Source organism: Eggerthia catenaformis OT 569 = DSM 20559, from assembly GCF_000340375.1.
In the GTDB taxonomy this organism is placed as follows: Bacteria; Bacillota_I; Bacilli_A; order Erysipelotrichales; family Coprobacillaceae; genus Eggerthia; species Eggerthia catenaformis.
The window spans coordinates 169,979-184,363 of record NZ_KB446649.1 but is presented as its reverse complement, the minus strand read 5'-3'; the positions used below and the strand labels follow the sequence as shown (position 1 = coordinate 184,363).

15 protein-coding genes are annotated in these 14,385 nt (G+C 32.0%); all 15 read left to right on the top strand.

Annotated elements, in window-relative coordinates:
- Positions 1 to 12: 12 nt before the first annotated feature.
- The 15 genes from HMPREF9943_RS08020 (at position 13) to ylxM (ending at position 14,376) form a co-directional block, all read left to right on the top strand.
- Complete coding sequence (locus tag HMPREF9943_RS08020) at positions 13 to 1,755, top strand: septation ring formation regulator EzrA (protein ID WP_004803800.1); 1,743 nt, start codon at positions 13 to 15, stop codon at positions 1,753 to 1,755.
- 75 nt (positions 1,756 to 1,830) lie between these two features.
- Entirely contained in the window at positions 1,831 to 2,967 is a 1,137-nt protein-coding gene (locus tag HMPREF9943_RS08015; RefSeq protein ID WP_004803796.1) for a cysteine desulfurase family protein, read from the top strand.
- Positions 2,968 to 2,969: 2 nt separating this feature from the next.
- Positions 2,970 to 4,172, top strand: coding sequence for a tRNA uracil 4-sulfurtransferase ThiI (thiI, locus tag HMPREF9943_RS08010; protein WP_004803795.1), 1,203 nt, complete (start codon positions 2,970 to 2,972; stop codon positions 4,170 to 4,172).
- An 83-nt stretch (positions 4,173 to 4,255) separates the two neighbouring features.
- Positions 4,256 to 5,473, top strand: a complete 1,218-nt coding sequence (locus HMPREF9943_RS08005; protein ID WP_004803793.1) for an acetate/propionate family kinase — start codon at positions 4,256 to 4,258, stop codon at positions 5,471 to 5,473.
- Between the two features lie 120 nt (positions 5,474 to 5,593).
- A complete protein-coding gene (locus tag HMPREF9943_RS10305) occupies positions 5,594 to 5,716 on the top strand; it encodes a MerR family transcriptional regulator (RefSeq protein ID WP_004803790.1) in 123 nt (40 codons plus the stop codon).
- Positions 5,691 to 5,927 (top strand): hypothetical protein, encoded by a 237-nt coding sequence (locus tag HMPREF9943_RS08000; protein ID WP_040402809.1) that lies wholly within the window; start codon positions 5,691 to 5,693, stop codon positions 5,925 to 5,927. Before HMPREF9943_RS10305 ends, HMPREF9943_RS08000 begins: the two co-directional genes overlap by 26 nt.
- Positions 5,914 to 6,060: a hypothetical protein gene (locus HMPREF9943_RS10100; RefSeq protein ID WP_154647535.1), complete on the top strand. Its 147-nt coding sequence runs from the start codon at positions 5,914 to 5,916 to the stop codon at positions 6,058 to 6,060. The genes HMPREF9943_RS08000 and HMPREF9943_RS10100 overlap by 14 nt, the downstream gene beginning before the upstream one ends.
- Before the next feature lie 99 nt (positions 6,061 to 6,159).
- Complete coding sequence (locus HMPREF9943_RS07995; protein WP_004803786.1) at positions 6,160 to 6,387, top strand: hypothetical protein; 228 nt, start codon at positions 6,160 to 6,162, stop codon at positions 6,385 to 6,387.
- A gap of 73 nt (positions 6,388 to 6,460) precedes the next feature.
- Positions 6,461 to 7,393 carry a DHH family phosphoesterase gene (locus tag HMPREF9943_RS07990; protein WP_004803784.1) on the top strand — a complete coding sequence of 311 codons (933 nt, stop codon included), beginning with the start codon at positions 6,461 to 6,463 and terminating at the stop codon, positions 7,391 to 7,393.
- A gap of 74 nt (positions 7,394 to 7,467) precedes the next feature.
- Positions 7,468 to 8,142: a response regulator transcription factor gene (locus tag HMPREF9943_RS07985; RefSeq protein WP_004803783.1), complete on the top strand. Its 675-nt coding sequence runs from the start codon at positions 7,468 to 7,470 to the stop codon at positions 8,140 to 8,142.
- Positions 8,139 to 9,527 carry a sensor histidine kinase gene (locus HMPREF9943_RS07980; protein ID WP_004803781.1) on the top strand — a complete coding sequence of 463 codons (1,389 nt, stop codon included), beginning with the start codon at positions 8,139 to 8,141 and terminating at the stop codon, positions 9,525 to 9,527. Before HMPREF9943_RS07985 ends, HMPREF9943_RS07980 begins: the two co-directional genes overlap by 4 nt.
- Positions 9,528 to 9,529: 2 nt before the next feature.
- Positions 9,530 to 10,102 (top strand): xanthine phosphoribosyltransferase, encoded by a 573-nt coding sequence (locus HMPREF9943_RS07975; RefSeq protein ID WP_004803780.1) that lies wholly within the window; start codon positions 9,530 to 9,532, stop codon positions 10,100 to 10,102.
- Between the two features lie 9 nt (positions 10,103 to 10,111).
- Complete coding sequence (locus tag HMPREF9943_RS07970; RefSeq protein WP_004803778.1) at positions 10,112 to 13,051, top strand: AAA family ATPase; 2,940 nt, start codon at positions 10,112 to 10,114, stop codon at positions 13,049 to 13,051.
- 11 nt (positions 13,052 to 13,062) lie between these two features.
- Positions 13,063 to 14,046 (top strand): signal recognition particle-docking protein FtsY, encoded by a 984-nt coding sequence (ftsY, locus tag HMPREF9943_RS07965; protein ID WP_004803776.1) that lies wholly within the window; start codon positions 13,063 to 13,065, stop codon positions 14,044 to 14,046.
- Positions 14,047 to 14,376, top strand: coding sequence for a YlxM family DNA-binding protein (ylxM, locus tag HMPREF9943_RS07960; protein ID WP_004803774.1), 330 nt, complete (start codon positions 14,047 to 14,049; stop codon positions 14,374 to 14,376).
- The last annotated feature ends 9 nt before the right edge of the window (positions 14,377 to 14,385 follow it).

Below are 14,385 nucleotides of genomic sequence, written 5' to 3'. Positions count from 1 at the left end.
GATGGGTGCATTATGGAACAAATAACTCAGTTCATTGCAAGAGTAGGCATCAGAAATATTGCGATTGTAGGTGTCATTATTATATTATTAATCGTTGCAATTCTTATTTATAGATCATTAAGATTGAAAGTATATAGACAGACTATTGTTGAATTAGAAAATAAAATTAATGGTATTAAAACTTTGCCTATTCAATATCGTTTAGGAAGAGTTAAAAGTATTGCTAAAAATATGGCCGGTGTTGCAAAAGAATATGAAGAGTTTGTTAAAGATTATGATAGTCTTCAAGAATTTCAGAAGAATGAATTAGGTGTTCTTGTGAATGATGTGGATGAACAGCTTTTTTATGGTAAGTTGTCAGGTGCTAATAAGAAACTTAATGAACTGACGATAATGGCTAATAAATATGAAACGGATTCAAAAGAATTATTAGCACGTATTGAGAAAGTTACTGAAATAGAAAATGAACAGAGAATAGAGATTATCAGAGTTAAAGAGAAATATCGCAGTGTTCAGAGTCAGTATGATTCTATTAGAGGAAAAGTAGAAAATTATGTTCCCGAAGTTGGAGAAATATTTAAGAGTATTGATGAGGATTTTGTGAAGCTTGAAACAATGATGAATAATCAGCTTTTCTCTGATGCTAAAGAATTTACCGGTGAAATAGAAGCTCGTATTGATCGTTTATCTAATAATATGAAGGAATTGCCTTCTTATGTTTCAGTAGTTACTCATTTATTACCTAAGAAGATTAAGGATTTTGAATTGGTAATGAAAGAGCTGGAAGAAGATACTTATGCTTTGGAAGCAATGAATGCGATTGAAAGGCATGATGAGATTGTCAATCAGCTTGAAGAAGCAAGAGAACTTGTTAAAGCTGTTAAGATTAAAAAGGCAGGAGAAAATCTTGAAACTTTAACAGATAAGATTGAATCTTTAGTTATTGATCTGAATGCTGAAAGAGAATCTTATAAAGCATTTAAGAAAAACTGGGAAGAGGCTATTAAAGTATATGAAGAGACTCATGATCGCTATGAACAGTGTATGAAGGATTATCAGCAGCTGGGAAGTTACTATGTGATTAATACTGATGAAGTTACGATTGAAGAGAATAATCGCCAGTTTACGATTCTTTACGATTCTTATAAAGAATTGGAAGATGAGATATTATCCGGAGATTTTGCTTATAATGATGCTCTTGAAAAAATTTATTCTTTATTAGAACGCATTCCGGAACATATCGACTGTATTGAAAAATTTGTGAGTCAAAGAGATGTTTTCTATAAGACAGAGTCAAAGGCTATTGAAGAATTAGAGAATATCAATATTGTCTTATTAGAGACTAAATCTGAGATTAAGAACCATCATTTACCTATGATTAATGATTCCTATAAAGATTATATTAAAGATTCATATAAGAAAGCAGAAGAAATTCAAGAATTCAGAAATCAAAGACCTGTTCAGCTTGAAATATTGACAAGTAAAGTTGAAGGAGCCAGAGATGTTATTTATAAGCTTTATGATAATGTTCATAATTTGATTGTAACTGCACAGATGGTAGAAGAAGCGATTGTTTTTGGCAACAGATTCCGCTCAACATTTTTAGAAGTAAATACTGAACTTACAAAATCAGAAGTACTATTTAGAAATGGAGAATATACTGAAGCACTAACAACCGCAATTGATGTGATTGAAAAAATTCAACCGGGCAGTTATGAGAAACTGATAAAAAAACAGGAAGCACAATCAGTTTAAGGCATCTAAGGATGCCTTTTATAGATTTACCACAGACTATGTTTTGTGTATAATACTCACAAATGGGGTGAAAGAATGATTTATTTAGATTATGCGGCAACAACACCTTTAAATAGAGATGTTTATGAAGCATATATAAAATTATTAAAAAACTATTTTGCGAATGCCGATAGTGCTTATTCATTAGGATATCAGGTTAGCGGCTTAATAGAAAAATCTAGAGAGCATATAGCATCGATGCTGAAAATTCAGCCTCAGGAAATCATTTTTACCAGCTGTGCCAGTGAAGCAAACAATATGGCTATTAAAGGTGCTTGTTTTCAATATTCAAATAGAGGAAAGCATATCATTACTACAAAAATTGAACATTCCAGTGTAGATGCCAGCTTTAAGCAAATGGCTGAAGTATTTGGTTTTGAAGTAGATTATTTAGATGTAGATAATCAAGGGATGATAGATTTACAGGTATTAGAGAATATGATCAGGGAGGATACTATTCTAGTAAGTACAATGTATGTTAATAATGAAATAGGTTCTATTCTTCCGGTATCTTTGATAGCTGATATTATTCATAGAAAGAACCCTAAGACTCGATATCATGTTGATATGGTACAGGCATTAGGGAAAATACCTATCAATTTAAAAGGTATAGATTTAGCTTCATTTTCTGCTCATAAGATTTATGGATTAAAAGGAAGCGGGCTTCTCTATAAAAATCATCGTACTTTACTAATTCCTTTAATTACTGCCGGTCAACAGGAATATGGATTAAGAGGAGGAACAAGTGATAGTGCTAAAGATATTGTTTTTGCGAAAACATTAAGACTGGCATTAGAAGCTCAGCAGGAACATTATGATTATGTAATTGAGTTAAATCAGTATTTAAGAGAAGAACTGAAAAAAAGAGAAGCTGTTTTTATTAATTCTCCAAAGAATGCTTCTCCATATTTATTAAATTTTTCAGTACCTCATTATAAGCCTGAAGTACTTGTTCATTATTTAGAAACATCAGATATTTATTTATCAGCAAGAAGTGCCTGTACATCTAAAAAGCAGGATATTTCCCATACTTTACAAGCTACAGCTATAAATGAAGAGATAGGATTAAGCGCTTTACGCTTGTCTCTTTCTCATTTAACGCAAAAAGAAGAACTTAAAATATTTATAAAAGCATTAGATCAAGCATTAACAGAAGTTAAGAAACAGAGGTAATTATGTATCCTAATCATATATTGGTCAGATTTGGTGAATTGACTACAAAAGGAAAAAACAGAAAAATCTTTACTCAAAGATTATTAAAGAATACGAAGGAAATATTAAAAGAGTATAAGCTATTAACATATCAGTTGGTTTATGATCACTTATATATTATGCTAAATGGTGAAGATTCAGATGAAGTTACAAATAAGCTGAAAACTGTTTTTGGCATACATTCTTTTTCAATCTGTTATAAAACTGCAAGCAGTATGGATATTATTAAAGAAATAGCCTGTCGGATTATTGATGAAGATGAAGGGAATACTTTTAAAATAGATACTAAAAGAGCTGACAAAGATTTCCCGCTGACATCATTGGAAATGAATAAAGCTATCGCCGGTTATGTTTTTCATCATACGAAAAAAGAGAATCTAAAAGTAGATGTACATAATCCGCAGATCAGAGTTAAAATAGAATTAAGAAAAGATTACACATATATTATGGACAATGTGATTAAAGGTGCTGGAGGATATCCTGTAGGTGTAGGAGGGAAAGCTTTACTAATGCTTTCTGGAGGGATAGATTCTCCGGTTGCCGGCTATTTGATGATGAAAAGGGGAATTGATATAGAATGTATTCATTATGCATCTCCGCCTTATACTAATGAAAAAGCCAGAGAGAAAGTATTGGATTTAGCTGACGTGATGAAGAATTTCACTCATGGCAGGATAGCGGTACACATTATTCCTTTTACGGGACTTCAGTTATCTGTTTATGATCATTGTGATGAATCTTATGCTATGACAGTTATGAGACGTATGATGTATCGTATAGCTGAAAAAGTATGTGAGAAAAGACATATTCAGGCAATTGTGAATGGTGAATCAGTAGGTCAGGTTGCTTCCCAAACATTAGATTCTATGAATACGATTAATTCAGTTATTAGGACACCGGTAATTAGACCTGTTGCCTGTTTAGATAAATTGGAAATTATTGATCTAGCAGAGAAAATAGGAACTTATGATATTTCTATTAGACCGTTTGAAGACTGCTGTACTATTTTTACACCTAAAAGACCTGCTACTAAGCCTAAAAAGTATAAAGCAGAAGTTTATGAAAAAGCATGGGATTTTATGTCACAGATAGAAGAATGTGTTGAGAATATGGAAACTATTGTGATTGATGAACATTATAAGAATGAAGAAGAGGATTTATTCTAAAGAACTGGAAACACTTACAAAAAGAAGTTGAAGAACGAAACACTTTCTAGTAAAATAAACATGTTGACGAAGGAGGAAGAATCATGACTAAAGTAATGTCAGTAAATGCTGGGAGTTCATCATTAAAATTCCAGTTGTTTGAAATGCCTGAAGAAAAAGTGATATGTTCAGGTATTGTAGAAAGAATAGGATTAGAAATGGGAGCTTTTTCTATTAAGCATAATGATCATAAAAAAGAAGTTCAACAGCCGATTACAGATCATGGAGTGGCGGTTGATTTATTACTAAAGGCATTAGTAGCAGAAAAAGTAGTTACCAGATTAGATGAAATAGATGCAGTTGGACATCGTATTGTTCAGGGAGGACCCTATTTTGCTGATAGTGCTATTGTTGATGAAGATGTAGAAAGGAAAGTAGAAGAATTAGCTGAATTGGCACCTTTGCATAATCCTGCTCATCTTATCGGCTATCGTGCATTTAAAAAAGCTTTGCCCGGCGTTAAGCATGTTTTTACTTTTGATACAGCTTTTCATCAGACTATGGATCCTGAAAGATATCTTTATCCATTGCCATATGAATACTATACAGACTATAAAGTAAGAAAATATGGTGCTCATGGAACAAGTCATAAATATGTATCTGAGCAGGTTATTGAACGTTTAGGGAATCCTAAACATTCTAAGGTGATCGTCTGTCATTTAGGAAATGGAGCATCTCTTTCAGCTGTAGAAGATGGAAAATGTATTGACACATCAATGGGGTTTACACCATTAGCCGGAGTTATGATGGGAGGAAGATGCGGATCAGTAGATCCATCAATTATGCCTTATCTTTGCAAGAAGCTTAATAAAACACCTGATGAATTACTGGATATTTATAATCATGAATCAGGAATGAAAGGCGTATCAGGAATTTCAAGTGATTCAAGAGATATTGAAAATGCTCTTTTCAATAAAGATGGTAAAGCTACTAAAGAACAGATGGAGCGTGCAGCACTTACATGTGAGCTTTATACTCGCATTGTTTCAAAATATATTGGTGAATACTATGTAGAGTTAGGAGGTTGTGATGCAATCGCATTTACGGCCGGTGTAGGTGAACATGCTGCTTATCTAAGAAAAATGATTATTGATAAATGTTCAAAGGCATTCAATGTTTTCTTGGATGATCAGCTTAATGATGCTCACGGTAATAGTGAAGGATTGATCTCAAGCTCATCTTCAAAGATTGCCTGTTATGTTATACCTACAGATGAAGAAGTAGTCATTGCTAGAGACACTGTTAGATTATTAGAACTGTAAAAAGACCTTTAAGGTCTTTTTATATGGTAAAATAGTTAAAAATAAATATTTAAAAAAACTATTTGACATTAGATTAGCTTTAAGGCTTACGCTTAACATAGAAATCAGGAGAAAATGTTTATGTTAATTAAAGAAGTACAAGCTAAATTAAAGCTAAGTCCTTATATATTAAGATATTATGAGAAAATGGATCTTATAAAGCCATATCGTGATGAGAATGGATATCGTAATTACTCTAATTGAAAAGATTATATTTTTAAGAGAGATTGATGTGCCTATAGAATCTATTAAGATGGAAGATAAAACTGTTATTATTGGTACTAAAACAAACGTTAGGGATTATCTGAAGAGATTACCTATTTGTTTTCTTTATTCATTACTGATAGATGTACCGCTTATATTATATGCATCACTGATTAAATATTTTCATAAGTATCTCATTGCCGAAATATGATTTATTTACAGGCTTTATTATTGTTTATGTATTATTCTGGTGGATAGTATTCTCACTTATTGCTTTATTTCAGCTTACCGATGAACAGGATTATATAGAACTATGTGATGAAGATATCATCTTATGCTCATAGAGACTATTAGGAAAGATAAAGATAGTTAAAGCTATTCTTTTTAAAAAAGAAAAAGAGACATATTTACATTATCATTGGAATGATTTAGAAAATGTAGAAATGAAACTTATTAATCCCGTAACTTCAGCAATGCATCTGGGATTACATACTGTTTATGAAATAGAATGTACTTATTACTTTAGTAATGGAATCTTTTATCAAAATATTCTGGGAGCATCATTTGCTGAAAATCCTAAGATCGCTTATCAGATTTTAAGAAATAAGAATATAGAAATTATTGATTATTTTGAAGCTATTTATCATAAGAATACTCCAGAAAACAAATAATATTATTATCATAGTGTTTTTAATGATTTTATGATATTCTTTAGGAGTAATTATAAAGACAGAAGAGGTACAAATGAAAACTATTATTAATAAAATCAAAGAATACCGGAATATTATTATTTATCGTCATATCAATCCTGATGCAGATGCTTATGGCAGTGCTGTTGGCATGTATTATTATCTTAAAAAATATTTTCCGGATAAGAATGTAGTTTTAGCAGGAGAATTTAAAGATGATCTTTATCATCTCTATATAAATGAGGTGCCTGAATTTACTTTTTATAAAGATAGTTTAGGAATTGTTATGGATACTGCTAATAGAGAAAGAATAGATGGTGATATTAATCTGTGTAAAGAAATTATTAAGATTGATCATCATCTTATTGTAGATGCTTATGGTGATATCAGATATGAGAATCCGGAAGCATCATCATGTTCAGAAATTGTGACTTTATTAATGCATCAAGAAGCTTATCCTATTCCTTCCTTATCAGCAAGATGTCTTTATATGGGGATTGTAGGAGATTCTAATCGTTTCTTATATCGCCATACAACTCAGAAAACATTTCAGGCTGCTTCCTTATTATTAGAAGCAGGTATTGATATAGAAGCTATTTATCGGGATATTTATGTTAAAAAAGCAAAGGAATTAGATGTTACAAAATATATTTATAATCATTATATATATGATGAAGGAATTGCTTATTATTATTTAGATGATCAGACATTAAATCATCTTAATATTACCAGAAATGAAGGCAGCAATTATGTGCAGCTGTTGGGAAATATTGAAGAATACAAGATTTATATGGCTCTAACAGAAAATAAAAGTGAAGGAAATATTAGAGTTTCCTTAAGAAGCAGACAATATCCTGTTAATAAAGTGGCTGCTAAGTTTAATGGTGGCGGTCATGCTCTAGCCAGCGGAGCCACGCTTCAATCATTGGATGAATTGCCTTTATTATTAAAAGAATTGAAAGAAGTTCTTAAAGGACCACAAATTTAAGCGTGATTATCACGCTTTTTTACATTAGAAAAATCACTGTTTCTATGCTATAATCTAAAAAGTGAGGTATCGGTATGAAATCAAAAATAATGATTGTAGATGATGAAGAACATATTCGTGAATTAGTCAGATTCTATTTAGATAAAGAAGGATTTGAATGTCTGATGGCAGCTAATGGAGAACAGGCTATCGAAATTATTGAGAATCAGTTCATAGATTTAGCTTTAGTAGATATTATGATGCCTGGTATGGATGGGTTTGAGCTTGTAGAAGAGATGCGACAGTATCGTGAATTTCCGGTTATTATGCTGACTGCAAAATCTCAGTCAAAAGATAAACTGAGAGGATTTAGTTTAGGGATTGATGATTATGTTACCAAACCATTTGATCCTGATGAATTGTTAGCCAGAATTAAGGTTATTTTAAAAAGATATAGTATTAACTCATCAAATATAATAACTATTAAAGATGTAGTATTTGATGGAGATAAATATGAAATAAGATATAAGGATCAGAAGATTCATTTACCTCTTAAACAGTTTGAGTTAGCTTTTGAGCTTGCTAAGAATCCTAATCAGATTTTTACAAGAGAACAGCTGATAGAAAAGATATGGGGAATGGATTATGACGGCTTTGATCGTACAGTTGATGTACATATTAAAAGAATAAGAGAGAATTTAGGATATTTACCCGGATTTAAAGTGGTAACGGTAAGAGGACTTGGATATAAGATAGAGGTTGAAGAATGAAATCGGTTTATGGGAAACTGTTTGTAGGATTTTTGTTGTCTTTAATACTTAGTTTAACTGTTACCGGATATTTTGTAGTAAAAAAGGGGAATACAACAGCTGAAAATATGGCTTTATCTGAGCTGGAAGCATCGGGTGAACATATTAGTAATCTGATGAAACTTATTAGTCACGATGATTTAGATAAAATACTTCATAATTATGCTTCTACTGCTAATATCAGTTTTCAGATTATTACTCAGGATAAAATTGTTCAGTATGGTCATAAAACTAATATATTGTCTTTAAATAAGGAAAAAGTTAATAAGATACTGAAGAATGTTAGACCTGTTCAAACGCATAGTATGAAGGGGAATATTTTTTCTTATACAAAAACATTTAAAACTGATAATAAGATGTATATTGTGAATGTAACAAAAGATATGAGCGATTCAGCAAGATTTTTTATTGATTCTTATGTTTTATCAGCACTAATTATGTTTTTTGGCGGGACTATAGTATTTATGGTTATATCTGATTTTATTGTAAAACCAATATCCAGACTGACAAAAGCAACTAATGAGCTGATAAAAGGAAATTATAAGGTAAGAGTGGTTTATAGTGGTAAGGATGAAATAGGCAGATTATCTCAATCATTTAATCAGATGGCGATTCAGCTGGCTAAGCAGGATGAAACAAGACAGCAGTTTATTAGTGATGTCTCTCATGAATTTCAGACACCTTTAACCGCAATTAATGGTTTTGCGACTATTTTAAAGAATGAAGAGCTTGATAGTGAACAGAGAAGAAAATATGCTGATATTATTATGCATAATTCACAACGACTTTCTATTCTTTCTAAAAATATGTTGCAACTGACTTTACTTGAAGGAGAAGATATTACTTTAGATATTGAGAAATATTCTCTCATAGAACAAATCAACAGGGTTATTGAAATGACTGATAATGAAGCACTCGCAAAAGATATAGAAATAGAATTTAAGAGACCAAGAGGAGATATCTTTATAGAGGCTGATTCTTCAAGAATGGAACAGGTATGGCTTAATATTATTTCTAATGCGATTAAATATACTAAGCCTAAAGGTGTTATTACAATAGAGATTAAGAAGAAATCTAATGAAATAGAAATATCTGTTGAGGATACCGGTGTTGGTATGAGTCAGGAAGCCCTAAGTCATATTTATGAACGCTTTTATCGGGAAGATAAATCACGAAGTGTACAAGGAAATGGTTTGGGATTAAGTATTGTTAAAAGAATAATTGATTTACATAAGTTTAAACTAGATGTAAAATCACAAGAGGATGTAGGGACAATCTTTACTGTTTTTATTCCTTATCAACCTTTAAATGAATTAAGAAAGAGATTAAATATAAAGAGAGATTAACTATGGAAGTATTAAAAAAGCGTATTTTAAGTGATGGTATAGTCATAGAACCTGATATACTGAAAGTAGATTCTTTTTTAAATCATCAGATAGATGTTGCTTTGTTTGAACAAATCGCAAAAGAATTTAAAAGACGTTTTAAAGATAAGCCTATTAATAAAATAGTGACTATAGAATCTAGCGGTATAGCATTAGCAGTTATTGCTTCTTTATATTTTGATCATTGCAAGACTGTTTTTGTTAAAAAGGATGAAAGTCGTATAATAGATAATCATTTTTATAAGACAGTTATTCATTCTTATACTAAAGATAAAGATTATATCGGTATTATTTCAAAAAAATATCTTAATAGTCAGGATCACATATTAATAATTGATGATTTTCTGGCAAATGGTGAGGCCTGTTTAGGAATAGCTGATTTAGCACATCAGGCAGGAGCAGTTATTGAAGGTGTTGGCATTGTTATTGAAAAAGGGTTCCAAAAAGGAAGAAAAAGATTAGAAGAAGCAGGATTACAGGTAGAATCACTTATTATTGTGGATGGATTTAATGATGGGAAAGTCATTTTAAGATAGGAGAAAGTCATGTATTTAAAACGAGTAGAACTTCAAGGATTTAAATCATTTGCTGATAAAAGCTTTATTGAATTTATGCCGGGAGTCATTGGAATAGTAGGTCCAAATGGATGTGGAAAATCAAATATTACTGATGCGATTAGATGGGTGCTGGGTGAAAAGAGTGCTAAAGCTATGCGTGGAGATACCATGACTGATGTTATTTTTTCAGGAAGCGAGGATCGTAAGCCTCTTAATATAGCGGAGGTAACACTGGTTTTTGATAATGAAGATCACTATCTTGATTATGATTCACATGAAGTAGAGATTACTAGGCGCATTTATCGAGATGGCAGTGAAGCACAGTATTTTATTAATCGTCAGTCTGTGCGTTTAAAAGACATTACAACATTGATTATGGATACAGGCTTAGGAAGGGATTCATTATCTATTATTTCTCAGAACTCTATTAATGAATTTGTTGCCAGTAAGCCGGAAGATCGCAGAGGTATGTTTGAAGAAGCGGCAGGTGTCGCTAAATATAAGGCGAGGAAGAAAGAATCTGTATCAAAGCTTGCCAGAACAACAGAAAATCTGGAACGTGTAGAAGATATTACAGGTGAATTGGAGAGACAGCTGAATCCTTTAAAAAGACAAAAAGAGAAAGCGGAAAAGTATCTTCAGCTTTCAGGAGAACTTCAGGAAATAGAAGTTACAGTTTTGGTTAAAGAAATTGAAAAGCTTAATGAAAAACTGAGAATTCTTAATCAGGAATTAACAGAATCTTATGCTCATGCTACAGAGCTTGAAGGTAATATTATCTTAAATGAAAACAAGAATACAGCTATTCAAGAAAAAATGTATGCTTTAGATAGTGAAATTAATGAATTACAGGGGAAGCTTTTAGCTACCATGAATCGTGTGAATGAACTGGAAACACAGAAGGTTGAAATTGATGCGAATAGGAAACATATTTTAGAAAATCAGAATGAAGATAATCTGGCATTACGTATTGCTTCTATGAAAGAGACGCTTCAGGATGCACTTTCAGAATATAATGATCGTGTTCAGAGGTATCAGCAGGTAAAGAAAGAAAAAGAAGAATTAGAAAATAAACAAAAAGAAGCTTTATTAAAAGAAAATCTTTTAAGAGAAGAGGCAGAAACATTAAATTTAAAGATTCATGCTGAAAGGAATGAATCTTTAAGATTAAAAGAATTACTGGATTCTAAGTCTAATTATCCTTATGGTGTAAGATCAGTATTACAGGCAAAAGAAACATTAAGCGGGATTAAAGGAACAATAGGTGATTTAATCAGTGCCAGAGAAAATTATGAAACAGCACTCCATATATCGTTAGGGGCTGCTTCTAATCATATTGTAACTAGAAATCAGGAAGATGCTAAAAGAGCTATTGCCTATCTGAAAAGAAATCAGGCCGGTAGAGCAACATTTCTTCCTTTAGATGTTATTAAGGGAAGAACAATACGTGGTGATCTGGCTTTGATTGCGAGAGAATCACAGGGATATTTAGGTGTTATGAGTGATTTTGTTGAATATGATCATTCATTAGATCAGATAGTTTCTAATCTTTTAGGTTCTATTATTGTAGCTGATCATATAGATCATGCAGTTAAAATAGCTCGGAATACATCTTATAGATTGAAAGTTGTAACACTATCAGGAGATATTGTGAATGTAGGAGGAAGTTTGACTGGCGGTAATTATAAGAATAAAAATGATGGTTTTGCGAGTAAGAAAGAATTAGAAAGACTGAATGAAAAACTGACGGATCATGAGAAGGAGCTTCATCATAAGAAGTTGGAACTTTCTAAACAGGAAAATATGACTAGAGAGTTAAGACAAATGTTTATGCAAAAACAGATGTCTTTTGCTCAGTTGGAAATTGTGGTTACAAATAAAAGAAATGATTTACAGTTAGCTAAAAGTGATTATGAAGCACTTACTAATAAGAGTGTTGAATTAGAAGAAATTGCTGATGGCAGCAAATCAAATGAACTTCTTGAAATCTTAAATAAGGCAAAGAAGGAAAGGGATCAACTGAAGGAACAAATTCAAGGAAAACGTGAATTAAGAATGAGTTATGTCAATGAGAATGATGAGATTGCCAAAACTTTAAGAGAAGAAAGAAGTCATCTTAAGATTATTGAAGAAGCTATCACAAATAATAAAATTAATAAAACAAAATATGAGACAGAAATACAGAATGCCTTAAATCGTCTTAATGATTCTTATCAACTGACTTATGAACATGCTTTAGAGTTTGTTAATGAGGGACTGGATACGGAAGATGCTAAAGAAAAAGTAAGAGATTTACGAATTAAAATTGCCGGGCTGGGACATATTAATTTAGATGCTATTGATCAGTATACGGAAATATCTCAGCGTTATGAATCGTTGAATAAGAATAGAATAGAGCTTATTGAAGCTAAAGATTCTTTATTAAAAGCAATTAATGATATGGATCATATTATGATTGATCGCTTTACAAAGACATTTGAAGCTGTTAATGTAGAGTTCAATAGAGTTTTTAGATACTTATTTGGCGGCGGACATGCTTCTTTGCATTATGTAGATCCACAGGATATTTTAGAAACCGGAATCGAAATAGAGGCTCAGCCTCCCGGGAAGTCTGCTAAGCTACATTCATTTTCGGGCGGAGAGAATGCTCTGATTGCTTTGAGCTGTCTGTTTGCGATTATGTCAGTAAGACCTGTGCCATTATGTATATTAGATGAGGTTGAAGCAGCCCTTGATCCGGCTAATGTTGAAAGGTTTGCGAAATATTTGAAAGAATATTCAGATAAAACCCAATTTATTGTTGTAACTCATAGAGAAGGCACAATGGCTGAATGTGATTTATTATATGGTGCAACAATGCAACAAAAAGGTGTTACTAAGCTGGTAAGTGTCAAATTAGATGATGCAACGGCATTAGCTGATGCTTAAAGGAGAAATATATGGGATTTTTTAATAAAATTAAAGAAGCTTTGGTAGGGAAATCGGCTGTTACAAATGAGAAATATAGAGCCGGGTTAGATAAATCATCAAGCTCGTTTTCTGATAAACTGAATGCTTTGGCAGCCAGATATCGTGAAGTGGATGATGCTTATTTTGATGAATTAGAGAATATTTTGATTATGAGTGATGTTGGTGTCAGTATGGTCATGACAATCGTTGATGAAATTAAAAAGGAAGTCAGACTTGAAAATATCAGAGATACTTCACAAATTAACGAAATCATTGCTGATAAAATGTTTATTATTTATGCCAATGATTCTTATATGACAACAAAACTGAATTATGCTAAGGAAGGACTTACGGTCATATTAATGGTTGGCGTAAACGGTGCCGGTAAAACAACTACTATTGCTAAGCTTGCTAATAAGATTATTAATGAGGACTATAAGAGTGTGATGCTGGCAGCCGGTGATACTTTCAGAGCAGGAGCTATTGATCAATTATCTGTATGGGCTGATCGTTTACATATTCCATGTGTGATAGGAAAAGAAGGCGGTGATCCGTCATCAGTTATTTATGATGGTTTAAAACAGGCCAAAGCCTCAGGTGTAGATGTTCTAATTTGTGATACTGCAGGAAGACTTCAGAATAAAGCCGGCTTAATGAAAGAATTAGAAAAAATGAATCGTATTATTGGGCGTGAAGTAGCTGACGGACCGCAGGAAACCTTATTAGTTATAGATGCAACAACCGGACAGAATGGCATATCACAGGCTGTTGAATTTTCAAAGATTACAGATATTAGTGGTATTGTTCTAACCAAGATGGATGGTACAGCTAAAGGTGGTATAGTCCTTTCTATTAAAGATAAGCTTAATATTCCGGTTAAGTTTATAGGTCTTGGAGAAAAGATTGATGATCTTCAGGAATTTGATTTAGAAGCTTATATTTATGGCTTATGTCATGATTTAATGGGTGAATAAATGAATGATATATTAGAAAAAAAAGAACATGTTATCTTATTGATGGATATGTATAGACAGCTTTTAACAGATAAACAGAATCAGTATTTATCTTTATATTATGAAGAAGATATGAGCTTAGGAGAAATAAGTGAAGAATTAGGCATTTCAAGAAATGCTGTCTTTGATAATATCAAACGAGCAGTTAAAACGCTTGAAGGTTATGAAGCAAAGCTTCAGCTTTTAGAAAAGCATTTAGAACGTATAGCTTTAATTGATAAAATAGAAAAAGAAGGAAAAAAAGAATATCAGGAATTAACTGATTACCTTGAAATGTTAAGAAGAATATAGGAGATTATT